The 24349-nt window shown below is 48.3% G+C and carries 28 protein-coding genes; 18 read left to right on the top strand and 10 right to left on the bottom strand.

Going from position 1 to position 24349, the window contains the following annotated elements:
- Positions 1-164 precede the first annotated feature (164 nt).
- Complete coding sequence (locus PSHG_RS04435; RefSeq protein WP_010269999.1) at positions 165-989, bottom strand: collagen-like triple helix repeat-containing protein; 825 nt, start codon at positions 987-989, stop codon at positions 165-167.
- Between the two features lie 424 nt (positions 990-1413).
- On the opposite strand from PSHG_RS04435, the gene PSHG_RS04430 reads away from it, so the two are divergent.
- Entirely contained in the window at positions 1414-2043 is a 630-nt protein-coding gene (locus PSHG_RS04430; protein ID WP_010269997.1) for an undecaprenyl-diphosphatase, read from the top strand.
- Between the two features lie 131 nt (positions 2044-2174).
- Here PSHG_RS04430 and PSHG_RS04425 read toward each other — a convergent pair whose 3' ends face one another.
- Positions 2175-2594, bottom strand: a complete 420-nt coding sequence (locus PSHG_RS04425) for a hypothetical protein (RefSeq protein ID WP_010269995.1) — start codon at positions 2592-2594, stop codon at positions 2175-2177.
- 103 nt (positions 2595-2697) lie between these two features.
- On the bottom strand, positions 2698-3213 hold the full coding sequence (locus tag PSHG_RS04420) for an acyl-CoA thioesterase (protein WP_010269992.1): 516 nt from the start codon (positions 3211-3213) through the stop codon (positions 2698-2700).
- A gap of 148 nt (positions 3214-3361) precedes the next feature.
- On the opposite strand from PSHG_RS04420, the gene PSHG_RS26560 reads away from it, so the two are divergent.
- The 3 genes from PSHG_RS26560 (at position 3362) to PSHG_RS04405 (ending at position 4872) form a co-directional block, all read left to right on the top strand.
- Complete coding sequence (locus tag PSHG_RS26560; protein ID WP_010269990.1) at positions 3362-3682, top strand: hypothetical protein; 321 nt, start codon at positions 3362-3364, stop codon at positions 3680-3682.
- Positions 3683-3796: 114 nt separating this feature from the next.
- On the top strand, positions 3797-4495 hold the full coding sequence (locus tag PSHG_RS04410; protein ID WP_010269987.1) for a glycosyltransferase family 2 protein: 699 nt from the start codon (positions 3797-3799) through the stop codon (positions 4493-4495).
- Between the two features lie 5 nt (positions 4496-4500).
- Positions 4501-4872: a DUF2304 domain-containing protein gene (locus tag PSHG_RS04405; RefSeq protein ID WP_010269986.1), complete on the top strand. Its 372-nt coding sequence runs from the start codon at positions 4501-4503 to the stop codon at positions 4870-4872.
- Positions 4873-4952: 80 nt separating this feature from the next.
- On the opposite strand, the gene PSHG_RS04400 is transcribed toward PSHG_RS04405, so the two are convergent.
- Complete coding sequence (locus PSHG_RS04400; RefSeq protein ID WP_010269984.1) at positions 4953-5393, bottom strand: CBS domain-containing protein; 441 nt, start codon at positions 5391-5393, stop codon at positions 4953-4955.
- Between the two features lie 133 nt (positions 5394-5526).
- Between PSHG_RS04400 and PSHG_RS04395 the strand changes: the two genes are divergently transcribed.
- Together PSHG_RS04395 and PSHG_RS04390 are read left to right on the top strand one after the other, a co-directional pair.
- A complete protein-coding gene (locus PSHG_RS04395; RefSeq protein ID WP_010269982.1) occupies positions 5527-5979 on the top strand; it encodes a GNAT family N-acetyltransferase in 453 nt (150 codons plus the stop codon).
- Between the two features lie 57 nt (positions 5980-6036).
- Positions 6037-6270, top strand: coding sequence for a DUF3892 domain-containing protein (locus PSHG_RS04390; RefSeq protein ID WP_010269981.1), 234 nt, complete (start codon positions 6037-6039; stop codon positions 6268-6270).
- Between the two features lie 132 nt (positions 6271-6402).
- On the opposite strand, the gene PSHG_RS04385 is transcribed toward PSHG_RS04390, so the two are convergent.
- Positions 6403-7161 carry an MBL fold metallo-hydrolase gene (locus tag PSHG_RS04385; protein WP_010269979.1) on the bottom strand — a complete coding sequence of 253 codons (759 nt, stop codon included), beginning with the start codon at positions 7159-7161 and terminating at the stop codon, positions 6403-6405.
- Between the two features lie 269 nt (positions 7162-7430).
- Here PSHG_RS04385 and PSHG_RS04380 point away from each other — a divergent pair, with 269 nt between their 5' ends.
- Both PSHG_RS04380 and PSHG_RS04375 read left to right on the top strand, forming a co-directional pair.
- Positions 7431-8036 (top strand): stalk domain-containing protein, encoded by a 606-nt coding sequence (locus PSHG_RS04380; protein ID WP_010269977.1) that lies wholly within the window; start codon positions 7431-7433, stop codon positions 8034-8036.
- Positions 8037-8140: 104 nt separating this feature from the next.
- Positions 8141-8458: a DUF1292 domain-containing protein gene (locus PSHG_RS04375; RefSeq protein ID WP_026021187.1), complete on the top strand. Its 318-nt coding sequence runs from the start codon at positions 8141-8143 to the stop codon at positions 8456-8458.
- 76 nt (positions 8459-8534) lie between these two features.
- Here the strand turns inward: PSHG_RS04375 and PSHG_RS04370 are convergent, their stop codons facing one another.
- Complete coding sequence (locus tag PSHG_RS04370; protein WP_010269970.1) at positions 8535-8954, bottom strand: DUF1885 family protein; 420 nt, start codon at positions 8952-8954, stop codon at positions 8535-8537.
- A gap of 315 nt (positions 8955-9269) precedes the next feature.
- Between PSHG_RS04370 and PSHG_RS04365 the strand changes: the two genes are divergently transcribed.
- Positions 9270-9557, top strand: a complete 288-nt coding sequence (locus PSHG_RS04365; protein WP_010269967.1) for a DUF3055 domain-containing protein — start codon at positions 9270-9272, stop codon at positions 9555-9557.
- Between the two features lie 163 nt (positions 9558-9720).
- Here PSHG_RS04365 and PSHG_RS04360 read toward each other — a convergent pair whose 3' ends face one another.
- Entirely contained in the window at positions 9721-11196 is a 1476-nt protein-coding gene (locus PSHG_RS04360; RefSeq protein ID WP_010269965.1) for an aminotransferase class I/II-fold pyridoxal phosphate-dependent enzyme, read from the bottom strand.
- A gap of 182 nt (positions 11197-11378) precedes the next feature.
- On the opposite strand from PSHG_RS04360, the gene PSHG_RS04355 reads away from it, so the two are divergent.
- Positions 11379-12557, top strand: coding sequence for an MFS transporter (locus tag PSHG_RS04355; RefSeq protein ID WP_010269962.1), 1179 nt, complete (start codon positions 11379-11381; stop codon positions 12555-12557).
- Positions 12558-13087: 530 nt separating this feature from the next.
- Here PSHG_RS04355 and PSHG_RS26555 read toward each other — a convergent pair.
- Together PSHG_RS26555 and PSHG_RS04345 are read right to left on the bottom strand one after the other, a co-directional pair.
- Positions 13088-13828: a hypothetical protein gene (locus PSHG_RS26555; RefSeq protein ID WP_010269961.1), complete on the bottom strand. Its 741-nt coding sequence runs from the start codon at positions 13826-13828 to the stop codon at positions 13088-13090.
- Positions 13829-13970: 142 nt separating this feature from the next.
- Entirely contained in the window at positions 13971-14594 is a 624-nt protein-coding gene (locus tag PSHG_RS04345) for a YktB family protein (RefSeq protein WP_010269959.1), read from the bottom strand.
- 344 nt (positions 14595-14938) lie between these two features.
- Between PSHG_RS04345 and PSHG_RS04340 the strand changes: the two genes are divergently transcribed.
- The 6 genes from PSHG_RS04340 (at position 14939) to gndA (ending at position 21826) form a co-directional block, all read left to right on the top strand.
- Positions 14939-15535, top strand: a complete 597-nt coding sequence (locus PSHG_RS04340) for a hypothetical protein (RefSeq protein WP_010269957.1) — start codon at positions 14939-14941, stop codon at positions 15533-15535.
- 126 nt (positions 15536-15661) lie between these two features.
- Positions 15662-16669 carry a LacI family DNA-binding transcriptional regulator gene (locus PSHG_RS04335; RefSeq protein ID WP_010269955.1) on the top strand — a complete coding sequence of 336 codons (1008 nt, stop codon included), beginning with the start codon at positions 15662-15664 and terminating at the stop codon, positions 16667-16669.
- A gap of 97 nt (positions 16670-16766) precedes the next feature.
- Positions 16767-18038 (top strand): nickel pincer cofactor-dependent isomerase, group 22, encoded by a 1272-nt coding sequence (locus tag PSHG_RS04330; protein ID WP_010269953.1) that lies wholly within the window; start codon positions 16767-16769, stop codon positions 18036-18038.
- Entirely contained in the window at positions 18035-19591 is a 1557-nt protein-coding gene (gntK, locus tag PSHG_RS04325; protein ID WP_010269948.1) for a gluconokinase, read from the top strand. The genes PSHG_RS04330 and gntK overlap by 4 nt, the downstream gene beginning before the upstream one ends.
- 34 nt (positions 19592-19625) lie before the next feature.
- Positions 19626-20393: an SDR family oxidoreductase gene (locus PSHG_RS04320; protein ID WP_010269947.1), complete on the top strand. Its 768-nt coding sequence runs from the start codon at positions 19626-19628 to the stop codon at positions 20391-20393.
- A gap of 23 nt (positions 20394-20416) precedes the next feature.
- The gene (gndA, locus tag PSHG_RS04315; RefSeq protein WP_010269944.1) at positions 20417-21826 is read left to right on the top strand and encodes an NADP-dependent phosphogluconate dehydrogenase; all 1410 of its coding nucleotides are present in this window, start codon (positions 20417-20419) and stop codon (positions 21824-21826) included.
- A 30-nt stretch (positions 21827-21856) separates the two neighbouring features.
- Here gndA and PSHG_RS04310 read toward each other — a convergent pair whose 3' ends face one another.
- Positions 21857-22159 carry a hypothetical protein gene (locus PSHG_RS04310; protein WP_010269941.1) on the bottom strand — a complete coding sequence of 101 codons (303 nt, stop codon included), beginning with the start codon at positions 22157-22159 and terminating at the stop codon, positions 21857-21859.
- Positions 22160-22439: 280 nt separating this feature from the next.
- Here PSHG_RS04310 and PSHG_RS04305 point away from each other — a divergent pair, with 280 nt between their 5' ends.
- Together PSHG_RS04305 and aroA are read left to right on the top strand one after the other, a co-directional pair.
- Positions 22440-22946, top strand: coding sequence for a shikimate kinase (locus PSHG_RS04305; protein ID WP_010269940.1), 507 nt, complete (start codon positions 22440-22442; stop codon positions 22944-22946).
- Between the two features lie 110 nt (positions 22947-23056).
- On the top strand, positions 23057-24349 hold the full coding sequence (aroA, locus tag PSHG_RS04300; RefSeq protein ID WP_010269938.1) for a 3-phosphoshikimate 1-carboxyvinyltransferase: 1293 nt from the start codon (positions 23057-23059) through the stop codon (positions 24347-24349).

The raw sequence follows: 24349 nt of genomic DNA, 5'->3' as shown, positions 1-24349 counted from the left end.
GTTTATTAGTCCAAACACTTCTGCATTATCTAGCATTAACTATATTATGCTATATATCTTAAATATTTTTTTACTATCTTTACTATCTTTATTATTTTTTACTAACTTGGACATCTTTTATAACTTAAACATCATGAATATCTTTGATCTAAATTAGCCAGTTGCTAAGCTATTTTTTCTATTACGATAGAGGCGCTAACGGTAGGCGCGCCCCCGCCTATAGCATTTTGCAAGATTACAGTACCCATGCTGTCTATCCGGTTCAGAGTCAGAACGCCACCGGCCGTCAACTGGACAACGACTTGGCCTTGGTAAGGCTGGTTCCCCGAACCCGCGCCATAGTTGCTGCAAGGCACTAAGCTGGCTGGCGCAGGCCCGGCTGCATCAGGGTCGAAAAAGAGTCCGAAGGCCGTATTTCCTTCCACAGGGAATACTTCCCAGCTGATATTGTATAGGCCGCTTTCATTGATGTTAATAGTAGAAGGTGCTGTAAAGGATACAGCTGTTCCATTGATAACCGGAGTGCCGTTAAACGTTACGGCTCCGCCTTGAGCACCGGGGGCTGGAGCCGGGGCTATCGTTTGCGCTGCTGTGCTGCATAGGAATGCGGCTGCTTGCAGACCGCCCGCAGGTCCTGGTATGCCCTGTGGTCCTTGAGGCCCTGGTACGCCTTGAGGTCCTGGAACACCTTGTGCACCCGGTACGCCCTGTGGCCCTGGTATACCTTGCTCTCCCCTGGGGCCGCGTGGTCCTGGTACGCCTACGCGTTTAACAATTTTATTAATTTTCTTTACCTTTTTAATTAATACGATTTTTTTGTGTTTCTTAGGCGGGCATGGGGCGTGTTTTTTCTTTTTCGGTTTACATACAACAATGACTTTCTTTTTCGACTTTGACGGACAAAGTTTCACTCCTTCTTTCTTATGCGGCATACTATAAGATTTGCCGCAGGAAACGACTGTTTTTTTATGCCGATCACAGTTAAGCATTAGAACACCTCCTAATTGGTATGGTCTTATCGTATGGCTGGAATATAGTAATTGGTTGGACTTTTATCCTATGAAAGAGTAGACATGTATCTATTCTTTCTAAAATAGGTATTAGACATAGAAGATACGTGCATAGAGACACGGCTGGATTTACATATCTAAAGAAAAATTAGGATTTTGCACAGTAAGCGCGGGCATAGCGGTATAGTTTGGTAATTGCGGCTCTTTTTAAGAAAATGACTGAGCTTTTAACAGATTGACAGATAGTTTAAGAAAATGACGGGTACTTTAAAGATTGACTGATATTTTTAAGAGATTGACGGTTATTTTTAAGAGAATGTAAAGATATTGTAAAAGTTTTTTTGTTATGATAGGAAAAGCGCAAGAAACAGAAGCTTTTGCAAACAGGAGGAATTACTATACGATGTCTTATGCTGAAATGAACGAAGCGATCTTCCGGCTAATCAATGATCTTGGCAAACAGTTTACGTGGCTGAATCCGATTTCGGTGGTGACGGCTGAATATACTGTGTATGCACTTGCGCTCAGCATGCTGGTTTATTGGTTTAGCAAATCCAGAGAGAATCGGATCATGGTGCTTAACGCTGGGATTGCCTTTATTATTGCAGAACTGTTCGGCAAGCTGGCGGGACAGCTATACTTTAATAACCAGCCTTTTTTTGAACTGGCAAACGTCAATCAACTGGTTGAAAGAAGTGTGGATAATTCATTCCCGAGTGATCATACGATTCTGTTTTTCTCAATCTGCTTCTCCTATTTTCTGATGCAAACAAATAAGTTCAGATGGATATGGCCGGTTGTAGCCATTTGCGTAGGCTTATCACGGATTTTGGTAGGGGTGCATTATCCTGGTGACGTCCTTGTTGGGGCAATTCTGGGGATAGGCGCAGCCGCTCTTGTTTACGCAGTGCGCGCTAAGGTTCCTTTAGTCGAGCCTCTGCTCACGATTTACGAAAAAGTGGAAAAATCGGTGCTTCCGCCAAGCTGGAGACCTGCCAATCCGGGCCCTGGGTTTAAAGCTAATAAACAATAGGCCGCTCTGTTTCATTCAAGGTAAAGCACAGGAAAAAGCGCCGCTCGACCCGGCTTCAAACCGGGAGAGCGGCGCTTTTCGCGCAGTGTAGACAAAACAAAAGCGCTAGCAGGCGGGCAGCCTGGCAGCTGTTAGGATAGCCCTTGATAGGGAGTTTTGCGAATCTTGATTTCCAGCCAGCTGCCCTTGCCGTTTACGATAGCTTTGGAATTAAAGGCGGATTCAAAATATTTCTTTTTCTCCTCAAATTCTTGAACCGCCATACCGGGCCTCAACCGGTATTCAAATACATCGTATTCCTCATCAACCGTATCGCTGTATCGGATCAATGACGGATAGAGCCTGCTGACCCGTTTGCCCCGCTCCACTTTCACGTAAAGCGAAGTCCGTTCGAATACCGATTTCATGATGCGCAAACGGCGGTTTCTTATCGAAAAGAAAGTCATTGCGAAGATGCCAAGTCCAATCATCGCCAGCGCCGAAACCTGCCATTGATTAGCCTGGACAAATGCGATCAGACGCTCAACCTGATAAAATGGATTTCCGTTCAAAAGCTCACCCCGCTACAAGCTTTATTACTCAATTTTATGTGAAGGTTTGCGGATTAATACAAGCGGGGGTTATTCTTGAATCGTTTTTGCCTGTCACGGGACCTCACTGCTTTTCCCATACAAAATTCGTGCCGAACGTTTCTGCAAACCTTTTACTGTCCTTGCGCCGCTGATTACGCGCTTGAGCCCGGGCTGGTGCGGAGTCGTGAAGCATTTTTTCCTCAGGGGTTTCCGGTATGGCCTTGGGAACTTCAACCGGGACACCGTCTTCGCCGAGGGCTACATAGGTTAAGAAGGAATGGGCGCATACTTTCCGCTCTCCAGTTAGCAAATCTTCCGCGATGACGCGGACGAAAACCTCCATTGAGGTGCGTCCGGCCCAGGTTACAATAGCTTCGAGAGCAACTTCATGGTTAACTTTAATCGGGTGCAAAAAATCAATCGAATCCGTGGAAGCCGTAACGACAGGACAGCGGGAATGGCGCATAGCGGCGCGGGCCCCTACATCATCGATATAACTCATTAACTTGCCGCCGAATAACGTGTTATGATTGTTAGTATCGGGGGGAAGTACATAGCTGGCCAAAATGGTGCGGGATTGTCGAATGTATTTATCCATAGCAGTTCCTCCCTAGTGTAAATTTGAAACGATATAGTTGTTGCAGCATGGAATGCTTCTTACCATTATATCACACTTGGGTTTAGATCATTCTCGCAAGCGGGTGCACCTCTACTGGAAGGAGTTAATATTGGAGGGAGGGAAAACAATGATTTTGATGGGGAGCGGCTATTTGGGCGAACTGCCGCTGGAGGTTGTGAAAGTAACCGAGGAGAGACGGGAATCCTGGATTGACCTTTATCTTCGCCTGCAGCTCCGCGATCATACCGAGTTGCCAGAGGGAGCAGAGGAAATAAGCGCCTGGGTCATTTGCAATAAGGAACGTTATATTGTCCAAACAGTACTTCTGCTGGATGGATGTGACAGCGCCTATCAATTTACTCCGCAGGAGAAAAAGCTTATTTACGATTATTTGCTGGATCACAATTGGGTTAAAGGAAGCGTTGAGGAGGAAAAGCCTTCATTGTGATTGAAATAGGAAATTAACGCTCCTGTGATGCTTGGATAAAGCCGGGGGATCTGGGGGAATAATGGAAACGATTGGTTCAAATGGTTTAATTAGAGAAAGAGAGTGAAGACAGATTTGAATGTTCTCGTCATTATTCCCGCTTACAATGAAGAAAATAGCATAGCCCGGGTTGTCCGTGCCGTTCATGAGGCTCATCCCGAAGTCGACATGCTTGTCGTCAATGACGGGTCTACGGATGAAACAAGCCTGCGGGCGCGAGCCACCGGCTTGGCCCACGTGATTGACCTCCCCTTCAACGTGGGGATCGGGGGAGCGGTGCAAACAGGTTATATATTCGCGAGCCGGCATGGATATGATATTGCTATCCAGCTTGATGCGGATGGTCAGCATGAGCCCGGAGATTTGAACAAGATCGTATCTGTCATTTCGAACGGAGAAGCCGACTGCTGCATCGGGTCCCGCTTTTTGGAGAAAACCGGATATACGTCTACCCCAATCCGACAATGGGGAATCCGCTTTTTTTCGTGGCTTATTCGCGCCTTAACCGGCAGAACGATGACGGATCCGACCTCCGGGTTTCGCGCCGTCAATCGTAAAGCCATGGAATACTTTGCAGAGAATTACCCGGACGACTATCCTGAGGTAGAGGCGCTTGTTATGCTCGAGAGAAAAGGTTTTACCATCAAGGAAACACCCGTCCATATGCATTGCAGGGAAGAAGGACATTCCTCGATAACTGCGGGCAAGGCGCTGTATTATATGACGAAGGTGTCCCTCGCCGTCCTGCTAACACGCTTCCGAAACGTAGGCTGATGAGTATGCACATTCATGTACTCTCGACAATTTGCAGCGCAGCCCTTACCATCAGTGTGGTGGAGCTAATTCGTCGTCAACGGATCGCCGAGAAATATTCGCTGCTATGGCTCGTCATGGGGGCTGTCATGATCGTTTGCAGCGCATATCCCCGAGTGCTTGAGGACGCAGCCCGATTATTAGAAATTTACGAGGCGACATCCGTGCTAATTATTATCGGTTTTGTAATGGCCATGGTCATGATTCTGCATTTGACGATAGTCATTTCGAGACTGCAAAGACAGCAGACCCGGCTCATTCAGGAGCTGGCCTTGCTCAAGGCCAGCTTGGAGAAGGAGGAGGATCCGGACGATCGTTATGCTCATCGTATTGGCTAAAATAAACAAAAGCCCCTCCCAAGGGGAGGGGAATGCTATAGTTCGTATGCTCTATGCCGCGCGGTCATTCCGCTCCGGGGCTATCCGGTAGAATTGACCTCTCTGTTTGCCTGCACATTATTAAATATTTTGTCTGAGCAGTACTCAATTACGTCACTGCGGCGCACAATGCCAATAAATTTATCCATATCATCCACGACCGGAACAAAGTTCTGTACTTTGGCCAGACTGATCAGATCGTCCATATTCGCATCAATTCTCACGGGCTGATTATTTTTGTTCAATGGAATCTCGGCAAGGGTATGCCGGTTTGCATTTTCAAAAGTGAAATCTTTATTGTTTTTGAAAAACCAGAGCAGATCACCTTCGGTAACCGTTCCAACATACGTTCCATCTTCATTAAGTATAGGTACTGCTGTATAACGATGATACTCCATTTTTTCCAGAGTTTGGCGTAATGTGGTTTGTAAGGTCAAATGAATGACTTCCAGCTTGGGCAGTAGAAAGAAGGCAATATTCATACGCATAGGGCTCCTTTATCCATTTCTCTCTCTCAACTATAGTTTATCAAACTAAGTGTCTCAGGGATAGGGGACCAGGGTCCAGTTCTTAATGGATTGCCTGCAAATTAATGGACGGAGAAGAGGGGTAGCCATGAAAATCATGCAGGTCACTGCGGAAGATCAGCTCCGTGAATGCCTTGCCATTCGCCGTGAGGTTTTTGTTTATGAGCAGCAAGTGCCTCCGGAATTGGAAAAAGACGAGTACGACGCTCTGTCCGCAGCATGTATTCATCTGCTGGCGGTTGATGGCGGGCAGCCAGTGGGAACAGCTAGATGGGTATTTTACGACAAAGCAAAAACAACAGCAAAGTTTCAACGCTTGGCTGTACATAAAGCTTACAGAGGCAGCGGGCTAGGCAGACAAATGATTCAGGCTTTGGAACGATCCGCAGCGAAGCATGGTGCGAGATCAGCTATTTTGAACGGCCAGCTGTATCTGGAAACATTTTATGAGAAGCTAGGATATGTCAATATTAGCAAAGAGCCGTTTCTTGATGCGGGAATCTGGCACTTGCAATTCAAAAAAAGCTTGAAACAGGAATAACCGGCCGCTGCTTTTCCCATCCTAAGGCATAACGTCTAGGAAAGAGAGGTAAAGCACATGAGCGATCAAAGAGAATCCATTCAAGCGGTCAGAAAAAACGGTGAGGGCGACATCGAACAATTCCAGACTTCCTCCGGTCGAGTGCTCAGCTACGAGCAAGCGCTGCAGGAAGTAAGGGACGGCATGATTCAAGGCGTCAATGTGTTCAAAGGAAGAGACGGAGAGTATTACATCAGGGGAGACGCGGACGGCGATCCCAGCAATAATCTCGATAATCTTCCTGGTTTCTAATCAGATGCAGAGCCGCCATAAGGGCGGCTCTAAGTTTTTCGCTGTGAAGGATAGTTTAATGTAAGGCTGCGGCTTGTGAGCAGGCAAAAGAGCTCTCTGTAACAAAGTATTCTGCAATAGGCAGGTTAAGTCTTATAAGGCAGGGTAACGATAGGTCCGGTGCTGTTCAATAAAGGACATGCCCCCCGTTTTGCCCTTATATGCTTCCATATCATCCCCGTAATGCATTAACTGGATTTTGTGCTGGACGTCCTCGGGAAGGGAGAGCAGCTGATCCAATGTCGTATGCACAGCAGGTGTCCCGGTCAGCTGGCACTCGTGCAGAATATGGCGGACTCCCTGCTCGTGGAGCCGGATTAATCGTTCCCGGTCAAAGGTACAGTCGGAACTGTAATAGATGCTTTCGTTGATAAGCAGTGCGAAGCTCGGCTTGCCCACGACATGCACAGTAGGAAGGAGGCGTATAGTGAAGCCCGGAGCTAATTCTGCCGGTGTATCTTCCGCGACGGCTGTGACCTCGAAGTAATCGCTCAGCTTGGTCATTCCGGAGTGGGGATTATCCAGACCGCCCTTCAAGGTGTGCTCCCAAAGGGAGTCTTGTAATGCTGCCGGCACAATAAGCCGCGGTTTTTGCTTATAACGCCCATTCATTTGAAATGCGAATTCCTCCAGCCCTCCAACGTGATCGGCATGCTGATGAGTGATGAATACGGCATCAATGCTAGTAAGAGGAACTTCCAGCTGATGAAGCGCTCTGATCGCAGTCACTCCGCAATCGACCAGTAAAGTAAACGAACCATGGGTGAACAGGGCGTTGTTGTTATTGTATTTCACAGAGAATGCCCCGCCTGTTCCCAGCATGAGCAATTTGGTTTCTTGATTGGTTTGCATTCGACCACCCTCTATTCAATGATATGGATCTTCCCGCTATTCCTATTCACAGTTCCCGCTAATTAAAGCATAACCTTTTCTTGGTGCTTCCGAAACGGAAAATGGATGCAGCATATTGCCCAAGTCCCAGCGGGGGTGTTCATCAAAGCTATTGTTTGACAAATTACTCTTCTACTTGCGACTGAACATTTCCTGCCCTAAGACGCAACTCTTCAAGTAAAAAAGAGTATAAACTAGCAATACGACCACGATGGAGGGAATCTGAGCAGATGAGGATGAAACGAATTGCCCTGTTTGCTGTTCTGATTTTTACGCTCGGAACAGTTACAGCATTTGGCGAGTCGCTCTGGGGGAGCTACGAGGGTTACAGCAAGGCCCGGATTATGGTCAACGATAAGCTGCTGGAGGAATCGGACGTCCCCGCGATTATTGTGAACGGCAGAACGATGCTGCCGCTGAGGCAAATAAGCGAATCACTGCAAGCGACCGTCAATTGGGACAACACAACATTAACCGCTAACATCTATAAACCTAACGTACACATGTTTGTTTCCTTGGATGTGGACAAAGACTACTCCATCAAAAAACCGTTTGGCAAAGTAGCTAGAGGGGAAACGCGAAATTTTGTCGTCTCCACCCAAGTGGATCAGCTGAAAGCGGATGCCCAGGGGTTCCAGATTACGGTAGTAGCGCCCAACGGAGAGATGGCGCATGATCCCGTCACGGTTGATTTGGAAAGCAGCACAGACAGCTTCTGGTATACCTGGCCCTTCAAGGTCCATTTCTCGCAACGAGGAGATTATACCGTTCAGTTCTCCGTGCTGGTTGGCGGCGAGTACACAGTCGTTTCGGAAAAGACTATCGTTTCGGAATAGTGATGGCCTGTCTTTCTCATGTTCATTCGTTCACATTGACCTTGCTGGTGCAATAATGTTACGATACAGGAGAAAGTCATTTTTAAAAGAAACGAGGCGATGTCATGACCGACGCAAAGCATGACAATTGTGGTTGCGGGCATGATCACACCCACGACCATGACCATGATCACGAGGAAGATGTATTTCTCGTGACCGATACCGATGGTGTAGAGCATGAAATGGTAATGGTCTATACTTTCGAAGCCGATACGAACACATATGCTGTACTGCTGGACAGGAATAATCCGGACGCGGAAGGCGTTATTTTCCGAATTGAAGAGGAAAATGACGATGCCTATCTGGTTAGCATAGATAACGATGAGGAATGGGATCGGGTAGTATCGATTTATAATCAGCTGGCTGCAGAAGAATCGCAATAACACAGCTTGATTGAATGGACAGAAGACGCCCTCTAACCCGCTTGGAGAACAACGGTATAGAGGGCGTCTTCTGTTATTATTTGCGCGGATAGAAATACATGACTCTGCCATTAAACATGTGCAGCTCGCCTTGCAGCTTGCGTCCCAGATGGCGGCAGAGCTCATTGGCCTTGCCCTTGTCGCCATGAGTAGCATCATCCGGCAGAACTACCTGGACATAATGAACGTCCCCGTCTTCAGCTGCTTCTTTGCCCAATCCCAAAACGATATAACGATAGCTGCTGTCCTGGCCTTTCAAATAGAACCACCGGTCGCCCCCCTCAGCTTTTTTCTCAATGGAATAGGGGAAACCAGCGTTTTCATAGGACCAGCCGAGTTGTTGGCCCGTGCGTGCAAGCTGTTCTTTATAGGAGAGTAAATGCTGCTCTAGATCTTCCAACGTAAGAGAAGAGACAGCCGAGCCTTTGACAAATTTTATGTAAGCGCTTTGAGCCATGTGTATCCACCTGCCCCCGTTAGAATTCTTCACTCATGATAGCATTCCATTTGTCGATTGACAATAAAGCATTTGTATATTTTCTCTCCAGCAAAGATGGGTGCAAGATGTAGACAAGAACCGCCTTTTTTCCTCTATACCTTGGTTGCTTGGAGTGACTGCAAGGAGAAATAGCAGTATGCAGTCCTATAATTCGGTTTGTTATAGATAAAAGAATTGGACGGAGTGCAGAAAAAAATGTTACAAAATTCCTTTTTTGTGGTATAGTTAATTATAATAATTTTCTGAATATTCAATAAAAGGAGGCGGCTGATTATGTTCGATAAATTATATGAAGAGACTGAGAAAGCCAACATTCAGTTCATTGGCTATGCTTCCGAAAGCAGTCGGTATGATTTTGCTATTATATTTACCGAGCACTTTTTCGGCAAGCCGATTGTTTTATGTATGCAAACCGGCAGATCAGCCCTCTTGTGCCAGGACGATTTAAGCAATCTGGAGCATCTGCAGCGGTGCTTCTCGATCAGACCGGCTGAAGCAGAGGAGCTTTCTCATTTTCTCCGTCAGCGGCTGCCTTTTGTTGCACTCCACGATCAGTATTAATTCGCTATTTAATGTACATTCATTTCAAGGGGGCCGCCGCTCGGGAGCCTGCTGCCCGGGGCATACGCCTTACGAAAACTTAAGTCAAGGCCCGGAAACCATCTTCTCGCTTCCGGGCCTTGGCTTTGCTGAAATCGTGAAGCCGCGATGAAGCCTCTAATAATCAGAAAATCGCCTGCGTTTCTACAATCACTTTTACCTTTTCCACATTGCGGTCTTCCGGTCCTTTGACGGGAAGGCCTACCTGTACGTGCTCACGGATATAGTCGATATTTTCTTGAGAAATGACCTCGCCGGGAAGCAGAATAGGAATTCCTGGCGGATAGACATAAATAAATTCGGCAATAATTCGTCCTGCAGATTCTTTGAACGGAATGACCTCGGTATCCCCGTAGAATGCATCGCGCGGAGGCAGGGACAATTGAGGAATTTCCGGAATTTTGACAACGAGGTCGTTGATTTTACCTTTGTCCCGGTGAACATCGGCCATTTCCCGCAATGCAGTGATCAACGCTTCGGTCGTTTGTCCGGTATCCCCTGGTGTAATAAAACAGAGAATGTTGTACATATCACTTAGCTCAACCTCAAGATTGTAATGCTCCCGCAGCCAGTTTTCCGCATCATACCCCGTAATTCCCAATTTGCGCACGTGAATTGTTAGTTTAGTAGGGTCGTAGTCGTATGTGGCCTCTGAGCCAAGAATGTCTTCGCCGAAGCAGTAGAGCCCCGGGATTTCATTAATCCGCTCTCTGGCGAGCTTGGCATAACGCAGGGTCTGTTCCGCAATGGCATGACCGTTCAGCGCCAGATTGCGGCGCGCGGTATCGAGTGAAGCAAGCAAAAGATAAGAGGTCGATGTCGTTGTCAGCATGCTGATAATGGTTTGCGCCCGCTTGGGATTGATGCGGTTATTCTGCACCTTGACATTTAAGATAGAGCTTTGGGTCAATGAGCCGCCCAGCTTGTGGATGCTGGTTGCGGACATATCCGCCCCGGCCTGCATAGCAGAGAGGGGAAGCTCGTCATGAAAATGGATTAAGGCTCCGTGCGCCTCATCTACAAGGACAGGGATATCGTAGCTGTGCACCAGATTCACGATTTCCTTCAGGTTCGTACAAACGCCGTAATAGGTAGGGTTAATCACTAATACCGCCTTGGCGTCAGGGTGGATTTGCAGCGCCCGCTTGACCGAGCCAATGGTGACTCCGTGATCTATGCCGAGATTGGCGTCTCTCTCCGGGGAAAGAAATACCGGCTTGGCTCCCGAGAAGATGATGGCCGACATGACAGATTTGTGAACATTTCGGGGAACAATGATTTTATCGCCGGGTGAACAGACCGTCATGATCATTGTCATAATTGCGCCACTTGTTCCCTGCACGGAAAAAAAGGTATAATCAGCTTGGAACGCTTCCGCTGCCAGCTTTTGCGCGTCCTCAATGACTCCCAGCGGCTGATGCAGGTCATCGAGCGGCGCAATATTGATTAAGTCGATCGACAGAGCGGAATCTCCCATAAAGGCACGGAATTCGGGGTCCATTCCGACTCCTTTTTTATGTCCGGGTATATGAAATTGCAGCGGATTTCGTGCTGCATGGTTGGTCAAGGCGGTAAAGAGCGGGGTTTGATTTTGATCCATGGCTTTATTAATTCCCCCTTCGGGTAATGTTGGTAGTGATGGACAAGCAATATAACAAACAAAATGAGTATAGCAGATTCGAGACAGGATGCAAGTGGTGGAATTCCGGTAAATTGCATGTTCAATTACCAGGCATAAGTACAGGCATCGTGGTTTTCGGATGGAGAAGGGAAGTAACCGATATGAATAAATCCATGGCAGTTATAATGCTGCTGCTGTTAACTGTTTTTATTGGCTTTGGAATCATTATCCCGGTCCTGCCCGTCATAGTCGGCGAGGATCAAGGATTCCATTTGGCGATGCTGCTGTCCGTTTACTCGGCGGTTTCTTTTTTTATGTCCCCCTGGTGGGGAAGAGTATCAGACAAAACCGGCAGAAAGCCAGTGCTGCTGATTGGACTTGGCGGATTCGCTGTCAGCTTTTTGCTGTTTGGCCTTGCCGGAGACCAGCTGTGGCTCATGTACGTCTCCAGGATTATAGGCGGAGCCTTTTCCGGAGCAGTGACAGCCTGTGCAGTAGCCTACGTTGCGGACATTACTACGGATGAGAACCGTACAAAGGGAATGGGTCTTGTAGGCATGTCCATTGGACTGGGCTTTGTGCTAGGTCCAGCGCTTGGTGGTGTTTTTAGCTTGTGGGGATTGTCCGTACCTTTTTTTGTTTCTTCCCTGCTGTCCTTTCTCTGTTTACTGTTTACGGCAAGCTATCTTACGGAGTCTCTGCCGCCGGAAGCCAGGGGTGGTGCTGTACCCGCGCGTCAGCCTTCCAGATGGGCGGCTTTCCAAGGGCCGCTTAAGTATTTATATATTTTATCTTTTTTTGTCACCTTCACCTTGGCGGGACTCGAAACTACGTTCCAACTGTTTCAGATGGCGAAGATTGGTGTGGACTCCTTTGAGGCTGGGATGATGTTCTTTGCCAGCGGGATCGTAGGAGCCCTCATTCAAGGCGGAGTGGTGCGCCGGCATGTCAAGCCCGGTCAGGAAAAGGTAGCGATAAGCATTGGCCTGGTCCTATCGGCGGCGGGCTTCATCCTCATATTGTTTTCCAGCAGTGTCTGGACGGCTGCTCTGTACCTGTCCGTATTTGGAGCGGGCAATGCGTTAATCCGCCCGTGTGTCATTTCTTTAATTACCCAGAAAACCAAAGTCGGTCAAGGGGTAGCTACCGGACTCAATTCCTCTATGGATAGTCTTGGGCGGATCTTCGGTCCGTTAGGCGCGATGGCTTTGTTTGGCTGGCATATGGCTTCCCCTTATATTGTTGGCGCGGTATTATGCATAGCCGCTATGCTGCTGGTAGCCGGGTTTGTACGGGCTGACAGTGAGCTGGGCGCTGCAACTCAAAAAGAGGCTGTATAATAAGTCCCTAAAGGCCGGGCGTGGAAAACGCAAAGTTTTCCGCCCGGCCTTTTTATGGTTTTTGCAGGAAGGCAGCAAAAGCTATAGAACATAATGAATGAATGTCGGGGCAAGATTTCGCTTGGCAGGAACATTATCTCTTCCATATCCCCCAGTGGTAAGTTGTTGGTTGCATGGTATCTGTTCAGTAGTAGTGGTTTAATTACGCAAAAAAATCGCTCTTTCTTGAGTTGGTGGTGTGGTAACTTCCATTCTACAAGATTTAGCGATTTTTTTTGTTTCGGCAATTTTCATTGCTGCAGTTGGAGTTGTGCCTGAAAATCAATGGCATGCGGTTTTCGCATACAATTCGCCTCCGGTCCGCTGCCACGGGTCCACTGCCTCCAGTCCATTGCCATTGCCACGGGTTCGCTGCCACGGGTTAGCTGCTTATTCTAGTTATCGGGCTGAACGGCCACTTTTCGGACAGCTTCTTTTTTAGTGTTTTGCCCTAACAATCAGGGGTTCAGGTAAATTGCTGCTTCAAGCCCTTACGGACTTTTGCTTTTGTCCTGAGGAATCAGCTTTTTATCCAGCATCCGCTCGATGATCGGATCTGCCTCGCCTTTAATGCGGGAGGTTAATTCCTGGCGGCTAATCCCTTGCTCCTCGGCAATTTCACTTAAGGAATGCCCGCTCTTCAGTTTGCCAACGAGCTCTTGTTCGGATATGCCAATCAGCTCAGCCATTTTGGAAGGAGTGAAATGCCGCAAAGTGTTGTGTCTTAACCATTTATGGGTGTCGATATGCTCCAGCACTTTGCTTCCTTTCTGGTTCAGCAAATAGGCCACATGCTCTTTCATTCGGGATTTTATCTTTTCGGCTTTCTCCGCGGGCAGCTTGCCGGCGATAACCGCTTCATTGATTTTTTGGATGCGCAGAACCATTAATTTGCCGGCAAGCTCTTCACCGCTCATGCCGCGGCTCTTGGCGACTTCATTCAAGCTCTTGTCTTTCTTCAACTCGGCTATTAGATCGTCCTTCGTTATGCCCAGCAGGGACGCGGTCTCCTCGACGATGGGAAGAGCGGAGCGATACAGTTTTTTATGTTCAGGCTCCCTCTGACGCCGTTCCCGCAGCTGCTTAATTAGTTGAATTTTATCCTTGATGAGCTGGCGATTATCTGGCCCGTTCGAGGTGCTTGTATCCGGGGTGGCCGCATATACGGTACTGGTGCTGCCAAAAACGAGCATAAACGTCAGCAAAGTATGAAGAATGGTTTTGGATTTCATCGGAACCTTCCTTTCATAATGAAATAAGCCCGGTCTCTCTCCCTGTCTTTCCATAGATTACCCTAAAAAGCTTAAATCAATATGAAAATGAACCCGAAAACAAAAAGTACTATTTTCCAGCCCCATCCTTGCCGGCTAATGACTAAACGGACAAATGATACAGCGGCACCAGCCGGGTAAAGGTTTGCTCAGCAAGCTCTATAAAAGCTTTGCCATCAGTCAGTATAGGATCATCACGCTCTACTCTCAAACCGCATAGCGCTTCTGCCTTTTTGACTGTTTTCAGGCGGTGAATAAGCTGCGCAAAGCGTTCTTCATCCATCTCGGAACCCGGGATTACTTCAGGCTTCGTATGATCCATCGACCAATAGTAGCTGTCAGGAATAAGGGAGCGAATCTGCTTTTTCTGCTTGTGCAGCTGGTTAGCATAATGCACCTTATGGGGGCATTCATAGATGACACCGAATTGGATAAACAAGTGGGTATTCCATAAGCCAAGCTGAAAATGGGGTAAAGATTTGTATCCCTTTTTGCTGCTGGCCCAGGCTACCCAGGTGTCGTCAGGAGGATTCACGGTTCGCCGTGCGTGACGGGCAACATGAGGAAACAGTTCTGCTCCGCACGCGGCAGACAAATAGCTGGATAAATGGTCACCCAGTTCAGTCAGCTTAGGGCGTACGCGTGCAATTAATGCCTCCATGCGCGGTTCCAGTCCTGGAATTGTAAACACATCAAAATCTTCAGCTGAAAATCCTCGAAAGTCCACTTTGTAGTACCATCCTTTCTGCAATGAGCCCGATTTTTGATTATACCACATATCGGTAGTGTGCCTATAGCCTGAATCGGTCTGCTCGTGAAGAAAACTGCACTGAAAAATATCTCGATTTCGGCTTAAGCTAAATTGAATATATTTGGTTAATAAAGGTTTCTATAGACATATTTTTGTCTAAGCTATAGACAAGTAGTCCTGGACCCTTAACCATTTTTGCTTAAACCGCAAGAATTAATCATTAAACCAAGTTGCTAAATCATAGTATTCATAATAAGATAAAGTAAATCAATCAATTGTCTGAACATTCTGTCATAAGTGCAGCTGGGGGAGGGATTGCCGTGAACAATAGTCATGAAGTAGAGTACTGCAACTTAGAGTTGAGGTTTGACCGCCGGCAAATCCGAGATTTTATTAAAGCCTTGATCCAAGAAGGTTTCTCGCTTTATTGGAATGAGAACGAAACCCAATTTGTTATCTCTGTTCGCACAGGCAGAAAGCTCGTCAAACTAAAGTTTCAGCGAATCGGGGAGCGCTTCAAAATGGTCGGCAGTTACTCCATCAAGGACAGCAAGCTGGCGGAGCTGCTGGAGAAAATGATTGGCGATACACGGGGACACGCGGTTGTCAAAAGATTTAAAGAGCAGCAAATTTTGATCGAAAGCATAATGTTCGGGGAAATCATTCGGATGGTTGAAATTTCAGGAGTCGATCATAAAATAATCTATCAGAGGGATCCTATGATAACTTTTGAGGAAATGACAGAGGCACTCAAATCAACTCGTATTGAAGAGCGGATTCCGGTTTTGCGGCTTGAGCTGGATTATGAACTCGCATCCCTTCATGAAGCTATAGAGGACGGCGATTTCAAACGCGTTGCCGAAACGAAAGCCAAACTGGAAGAGCTGCGCAAAGAGATGCTGGCCACCGAAATGTGAACATGTCAGGCTAAGGGGTTATAAAAAATCTGTACTCTTACCGGGTGCAGATTTTTTATGTTGATTGTTTTGATATTCATTGTTAACGTGTGCAAATCATGATATGCTGAAAAAGAGGTGAAGCCTGTGAGTGTGACGATTAAAGATATCGCCAAATTGGCAGGCGTATCGCACACAACTGTTTCTCGTGCCCTTAATGACAGTCCATTAATTAATGTCAAGACGAAAACTAAAATTAAAGAGATCGCCAAAAGTTTGGATTACAGCCCTAACTTTAGTGCGAGAAGCTTGGTGCTGGATCGTTCGTTTAACTTGGGTCTATTCTTTTCTACAATGAACGAAGGGACATCACCAGGTTTTATGTATGAAACGATAAGAGGGGCAAATGATGTTATTCAGGAACAATATAATTTAGTAGTTCGCGGAATCGACGGTTTTGCGGACTATAAAGCTGTGACGAAAAAGAACTATGACGGTGTTCTGGTCATGAGCCAGAGTGATGAGGACGATGGCTTTATCCGCCATCTGGTTGCCCAGGAAATTCCGGTGGTCGTGCTTAACCGGGAAGTTGAGGGAATGGAAGTAGCCAATATGGTGTCGGATGACCGGCAGGGGTCATACCGGATGGTGGAGCATTTAATCGAGTGCGGCCACCAAAAAATCGCGATTATCGAAGGCAGGGCGGACTTCCGCTCCACCTCAGTAAGAAAGCAAGGGTACCTCGATGCTTTGCAGGCCTATGATATTCCTGTTAAAAAGCAATATCAGGTACAGGGAAATTACGACTTGGCCAGCGGCTACTCCTGCATGCTGAAGCTGCTGCGGCTGGAAGAGGCGCCCACCGCTGTGTTCTGCATGAATGACGATATGGCGGTGGGAGCACTCAGAGCTGCTCTGGAAAAAGGCTTTCAGGTACCCGATCAAATTTCTGTAGCCGGGTTTGACGATAATCTGTTTTCCGGCTATTTGACTCCCGCACTGACGACGGTCAAACGGCCGATTGAACAAATCAGCCGCAGGGGGGCCGAATTGCTGCTGGCAATGCTTAATAAACAGCTTGAACCGCAAAAATCTGCAATGTATTTATCAACGACGGTTATGCTTAGAGAATCGGTCGGACCGCCCCGAGCATAGAACGTTTACTGCTCACGGCTTGCAGGATTTCAATCTGCTCTTCCGGCTGCCCGGCAAAGTCGTGTGGACGGTTAATAGTTGAAGGAGGATTCGCAAGATGGATATTTTAAAATCACTGCTCCAAGACATTCCGATACCTAAAATGGTCAAGGTCCGTCAGAAATTTGATGACAAGACGGTAAAAAACCCTGAGGAAACCCTTAAGAAAGAGCTGGCCAAGCCGGGAGCAATCGATACGATTAAGCCTGGTGACCAAGTAGCTGTAGCCGTCGGCAGCCGGGGAGTGGCCAATATCCAGTTGTTTACGAAGACAACTATTGATGCAATCAAGCAGGCTGGCGGCGAGCCTTTTATCGTACCCTGCATGGGCAGCCACGGAGGAGCAACAGCCGAGGGGCAAAAAGAAGTGCTTCACCATCTCGGAATTACAGAGGAGACGGTGGGTGCTCCTATTCGTTCCTCTATGGAGGTCATAAAGCTCGCTCAATTAGAGAATGGGCTGCCGGTCTATGTGGATAAGTATGCTTCGGAAGCTGACGCCATTGTTGTTATTAATCGGGTGAAACCGCACACCGCCTTCCGCGGGCCCATTGAAAGCGGCATAATGAAAATGATCGCAATTGGGCTTGGCAAGCAAAAGGGAGCAGAAGCCTGCCACCAGCTAGGATTTAAGTATATGGCGGAAAATGTGCCAGCAATGGCCGAGATTATGATTGAAAAGCTGCCGATTCGTTTTGGCGTTGCTCTGGTGGAAAATGCGTATGATGAAACTTGTCTTATCGAGGTCCTTCCGGCCGGTCAAATCCGCAGCCGGGAAGAAGTGCTGCTGGAGGAAGCGAAAAGCCGCCTGCCGCAAATATTGTTTAAGCAGGTAGACGTGCTGCTGATTGATTACATCGGCAAAAACATCAGCGGAGACGGAATGGATCCAAATGTAACCGGCCGCTATCCAACTCCCTATGCCGAGGGAGGACCTGAGGTTTCCAAGATGGTTGTGTTTGATTTAACGCCGGAAACAAAAGGGAATGCAAACGGGGTAGGTACAGCCGACTTCACTACCCAGCGTCTGGTGGACAAGATGGATCGTGCAGCCACCTACGCGAACGGGCTAACTTCGACGGTGTGCGCACCGACCAAAATCGCGACGACTCTGGCGAATCATCAGGATGCCATTAAGGCAGCGATCAAGACATGCAATATTCTCGACTATACAACTTGCCGGATGGTGCGCATTCGCGATACGCTGCATTTGGGCGAGATTGAAATCTCTGAGCCGATGCTGGAGGAGGCCAAAGACCATCCGAATATTGAAATCATTTCGGAGCCATATGAGCTGGTCTTTAACGATGAGGGGGATTTATTTGCATGATTGCTTCAAAGCCATATGTGATAGCGGCGGATATAGGAACGACCAGCACGAAAACTTTAGTCATTGACCGCCAGGGAACAGTACTGGCTTCTCATTCTATAGAGTATCCGCTTTACACCCCGAGACAAGATGTCGCGGAGCAGAATCCGCAAGAAATTTTCCAGGCAGTGCTGGACGGGATCAAGCATGTGCTTATCAAAGCGGCGATCGCTCCTGAAGAAGTGCTGTGCGTATCCTTCAGTTCCGCTATGCACAGCCTGATAGCAGTGGATGAACAGCTAGAGCCGCTGACTGCTTGCATTACATGGGCTGACAACCGCAGTGTCAACCATGCGGAGAAGCTGAAGCGGGAGCATAACGGTCACGAGATTTATTTGCGGACGGGAACGCCCATTCATCCTTTTTCGCCTTTAGCAAAGCTAATGTGGCTTTCCGACACGAACCCGGAGCTGGTTGCCCGTACGCACAAATTTATCGGCATCAAGGAATATGTATTTGCCAAGCTGTTTTCCACCTTTGTGATCGATCACTCCCTTGCCAGTGCTACCGGCTTGTTTAATCTTAAAGAGCTGGACTGGGATCAGGAGGCGCTGCGAATTGTCGGGATAAGTGCGGATAAGCTCTCCCGGCCCGTATCGACAACTTATCGTTTGGAGGGCATGCAGCCCTCATATGCGAAGCATATGGGTCTTCCGGCCGATACTCCATTCATCATAGGAGCTTCAGACGGCGTGTTGGCCAATCTGGGGGCAGGAGCTTATGAACAAGGCTCCTATGCGGTAACGATTGGTACCAGCGGCGCTGTGCGCGGAGTCGTCAAAGAGCCGGTTACCGATCCGCAGGGGCGTCTATTCTGCTACGCGTTGAAAGAAGATTTCTGGGTGATAGGCGGCGCGATCAACAATGGCGGAATCATGTTCCGCTGGGTGCGGGATGAATTGGCCACCCTGGAAGCTGCAGAGGGACGAAACCGCAGCCTGGACCCGTATGATTATTTGACGGAGCTTGCCGCTGAGGTGCCGGCTGGCTCAGATGGACTTATTTTTCTTCCGTTTTTACTGGGGGAAAGGGCTCCCTACTGGAATGCCAACGCCAGAGGAGTATTTTTCGGATTGTCGATGGCTCATCACAAGAAGCATATGATCCGCTCGGTGCTTGAAGGGGTCGTATATCGCATTCACTCGGTTGTCGAAGCGTTGGAGGAACTGGCCGGTCCGGCAAAAGAAATTCGCGCCTCGGGAGGATTTGCCCGTTCCGCCTTTTGGCGGCAGATGATGGCTGATGTGCTCGGCACACCGGTATTGGTTCCAGACTCGATTGAAAGCTCCGGCTTAGGCGCCGCTCAGCTAGGATTGTACGCGATGGGAGAAGTTAGTGATTTCTCCGGCATTCACGACTGGGTCGCGGCCACCTGCAGGCATTCGGCACAAGCCGGCAATCACGATGTCTATAAGCAATTACTGCCAATTTACCGTCAGGTTTATTGGAATCTTAAGGATTCTTTTGACGCAATAGCAGCCTTTCAATCAGCTGGTGACCGATTAACACCATAAACTAACTTGACAGACTAATCCAAGGAGGTACACAATGAACTTATTCGATTTATCGGGAAAAACGGCAGTCGTCATTGGCGGAAACAGTACGCTAGGCGGTGCAATGTGCGTCGCACTTGGCGGACATGGGGCTCAGGTAGCCGTTGTCGGGCGTAACAGCGAAAAGTCGGAAAACGTTGTGAAACAAATTGAGGAAGCCGGCGGCGTTGCTCGCAGCTTCTCAGCAGACGCGACCAGCAAGCAGGACGTCAGCCGAGTGCTTGAGGATGTGCTGGCTTGGACTGGCCGTGTCGATGTGCTGATGAACTGCCCGGGCACCAATAGCGCCACACCTTTCTTCGAGATCACAATGGAGGAGTGGGACCGGATCATTGATGTCAATCTGAAAAGTGTGGTTATTGCTTGTCAGGTATTCGGCAAACATATGGTGGAGAAGGGAGAAGGGGGCAGTATCATTAATATTTCCTCGGTTTCCTCGGGACCTCCGTTATCCCGGGTGTTTACTTACTCCGCTTCCAAAGCCGGTGTTAACAGCGTTACTCAATACTTAGCCCGTGAATTCGCACCAAGCCGGGTTCGCGTCAATGCGATTATTCCGGGATTTTTTCCCGCGGAGCAAAACCGCAAAATCCTGTCCGAGGAACGGATAGAATCGATTATGAAGCACACTCCTATGAATCGCTTCGGAGAGGCGGAAGAGCTGCAGGGTGCGGCTGTATTTTTGGCCTCCGAGAAGGCTTCCAGCTTCGTTACGGGAGCTTTGATTCGCGTGGATGGCGGCTTCGGAGCAATGACGATTTAAGTACAGAAGGGAGAACGAGTTCCATGTCTAAACAGCAAATTGGTGTCGTCGGGCTGGCCGTCATGGGCAAGAACCTGGCACTGAATGTAGAGAGCAGAGGCTTTTCCGTATCGGTCTTTAACCGCTCGCCGCAAAAAACGAAAGAATTGCTTGAGGAACATCCTGACAAACAATTAGTGGGTACTTACAGCATGGAGGAATTTGTGCAGTCTTTGGAAGTTCCCCGTAAAATAATCATTATGGTTAAAGCTGGCGACGCTACTGACGATACGATTAATCAGCTGGTGCCGCTGCTTGATGAAGGGGATATTTTAATAGACGGCGGCAATGCTTATTTTCCGGATACACAAAGAAGAAATAAGGAGCTCGAGGAAAAAGGCATCCGCTTTATCGGTACGGGTGTCTCCGGCGGAGAAGAAGGCGCACTCAAAGGGCCCGCGATTATGCCTGGCGGCCAGGAGGATGCCTATCGCCTCGTAGAGCCGATTTTGACGGCGATTTCTGCCAAGGTTGGAGGAGACCCTTGCTGTACCTATATTGGTCCGGACGGGGCAGGACATTATGTGAAAATGGTGCATAACGGCATTGAATACGGAGATATGCAGCTGATTTGCGAAGCGTACCATCTGTTGAAGGATGTTCTGCAGGTAAGTACAGAGGAGCTCCATGCCATTTTCACCGAGTGGAATCAGGGTGAGCTGGACAGCTATCTGATTGAAATTACGGCTGATATCTTCAGTAAAAAAGATCCGGAAACAGGCAAGCCGATGGTAGACGTCATTTTGGATTCGGCAGGACAGAAAGGAACCGGCAAGTGGACGAGCCAAAGCTCGCTTGATCTTGGCGTCCCTCTCTCGATTATTACCGAGTCTGTGTTCTCCCGCTTTATTTCAGCCATGAAGGAAGAGCGTGTGAAGGCAAGTCAAGTACTGAGCGGACCGGCTGCACCGGGATTTGATGGGGATCGTGAAGCATTCATAGAGGATGTTCGCAGAGCTCTTTACGCAAGTAAAATTTGCTCCTACGCGCAAGGCTTTGCCCAGATGAGAGCGGCATCCGACGAATATAACTGGAATCTCCAGTACGGAAATATCGCGATGATCTTCCGCGGAGGATGCATTATTCGCGCTGCCTTCCTGCAAAATATTAAGGATGCTTATGATCGGGATCCGGATTTGAAAAACCTGCTGTTGGATCCTTACTTTACCGAAGTTGTGCAGAACTACCAGGATTCCTGGAGAAGGGTAGTAGCTGCAGCCGTTCAAAGAGGCGTACCGGTTCCGGCGTTTGCTTCGGCGCTTGCTTATTACGATAGCTACCGTACGGAAAGATTGCCGGCTAATCTGCTGCAGGCACAGAGGGATTATTTTGGCGCTCATACTTTCGAGCGCGTTGACCGGGATGGCACGTTCCACTTTCAATGGATGGACTAATGAGCGATCATGACCGACCGGCACAGGCAGTTAGCGGGCAGGCGGATCGACTAGGCCATAGGACGCTTCGGCGAGCCAGCGTCTTATCTGTTCCATTTCATTCTCGCTGCCCGGACGCCGATTGGTCAAGGCCATCGCCGTTTCGGCAAAATAGTGAAAGTTAATCATCAGACGTGGTTGAGGGAGTTCCCGCAAGGCAGGGTCTCCTTCAGCCACTTTTTTCTTGATCCACATCAACATCCAGACCACATCATTGCGGCATAGGGGAATATCGGTATGAAGAATGTCGTGAATCCGTTTATGTACCGGATCCTTAAAAGACGGGTGGGACATCAGGGCACCTTCCTTCTTTCTCATGAAATGCAAGCTTGGACCTGTTACATTGTATTCCCAATTTCCGGTTAAACATGTTTATTTTTTCAAAAAAAGATGAAAATTGAAAAGATCATCCTCTTCCAGATTCGCATGCTCATTTTGGGAAAACAGCAACTTCCAGGCAATTTTTTGCTAGAATAAAGAAAGAAATCTTTAGATAACAACCAACTAAGATTGAAGCAGGGAAAGATGCAAACTTAAACACTTATTGTCTTATAGACTCATAGGGGGATGCGGTTTGAACAAGAACAATATCGTGCTTGTCGGTTTCATGGGAACCGGAAAGAGTACAGTGGGCAAAGCGTTGGCAGAACGGTTAAACTGGACGTTCGTGGATGTGGACCGGGAAATTGAAGCAGTGGAAGGAAAGTCGATCCCGGTCTTGTTCAGAGAGAAGGGAGAGGAGTATTTCCGGCAGTCCGAACAGGAGCAAATCGCCCGTGTTATGCAGGGCAGCCGGCAAATTGTGTCTATGGGGGGAGGGGCAGTTCTGCGTGAAGCCAATCGCCGTGCGATGGCCGCGAGCGGTCTTGTAGTGGCTTTAACAGCTTCCGCCAGCACGATCCTGGAAAGGGTGAAAAACGATCCCGACAGGCCTCTGCTCGCGGGAAATCCGGAACAAAAAATTGCACAATTGCTGAAAGAACGTAAAAATGCGTACCAGTTTGCCGATATACATATTAATACGGACGAATTGCAGGTGACGGAGGTTGTGGAGGCGATTCTCTCGTTTCCAAGCGGGTAGGCGTATGGTAAACTGGCAGTGGGAATAACAAGCCGTCGAATGGCGCTCATCAAACTTATAAGCACCAACTAGACGGAGCTGATTATATAAACGAGGAGAGAACGCACAAGATGAAGGCAATCGTCCAACCTACCTCATCCCTGCAAGGTGAGATCAATGCATTATCGTCTAAAAATTATACTACTCGCTACCTGCTAGCTGCCGCATTGGCGGAAGGGACAAGCACAATCTATTATCCGGCTCATAGTGAAGACAGTGACGCCATGAGACGGTGTATTCAAGATCTGGGAGCCGTAGTTGCGGAAGACGAGGAAAAAATAACCGTAACCGGCTTCGGGCGCCGTCCGCGGGAAGCCGGAGAATTGGATGTAGGCAACGCGGGGGCAGTGCTTCGGTTCCTGATGTCTACCGTTGCCTTTACTTCCAATACTACGTTTATTAACCGTTATCCGCAATCTCTCGGAAAGCGGCCGCATGATGATTTAATTGCAGCCCTTCAGCAAATGGGAGTCGAGGTGCAGCATAACGACGGCAAGCTGCCCATCACGATCAGGGGAGGAAGCCCCCGCGGGGGAAGACTGACTGTGTCCGGCAATGTCAGCTCACAATTTTTAAGTTCATTGTTATTCCTGGCACCTCTGCTTGAGGAGGACAGCGAAATTGAAGTGCTGCATGACCTCAAGTCCAAAATCATTGTCGGACAGACGCTGGAGGTGCTTCGCCAGGCCGGAATTACCGTAGAAGCCTCCGAGGATTTAATGCATTACAAGATTCCTGGAAAGCAGAAATATGAAGCCAAGAAGTATGTAGTGGAAGGAGATTACCCCGGGTCGGCGGCCATATTGGCTGCGGCAGCTGTCACCTCCTCCGATGTTACCGTTCACCGCCTGCAGGAAACAAGCAAGCAAGGTGAGAGGGCGGTTATAGACGTACTGAAAGCGATGGGCACACCGCTTAGTCATAAGGACGGTGTCGTCCATGTGCAAGGCAGCGGCGAATTAACGGCCGGCGAGTTTGACGGGGACCATTTTACCGATGCTGTTCTGGCTATGGTAGCGGCTGCCGTGTTTGCCAACGGCACGTCCCGTTTTTACAACGTAGAAAATTTACGGTATAAGGAATGTGACCGGATCACTGATTTCGTAACCGAGTTGAATAAAGCGGGGGCAAATGTGGAGGAAAGGCAAAGCGAAATCATTGTCCATGGCAAGCCGGAAGGGGTAGAAGGCGGTGTAGAGATCGATGCGCACTTTGACCATAGAGTCATTATGGCGCTTTCGATTGTCGGCCTGCGCTCCCGTCAGGGATTGACGATCCGTGATGCCCACCATGTAGCCAAATCGTACCCCCATTATTTTGAACACCTGATTTCTTTAGGCGCCCATATTCAGCTGCAGGATTAA

The sequence above is a fragment of the Paenibacillus senegalensis JC66 genome (assembly GCF_000285515.1).
GTDB lineage: Bacteria > Bacillota > Bacilli > Paenibacillales > NBRC-103111 > Paenibacillus_L > Paenibacillus_L senegalensis.
This window is presented reverse-complemented; position numbering and strand designations above follow the sequence as displayed.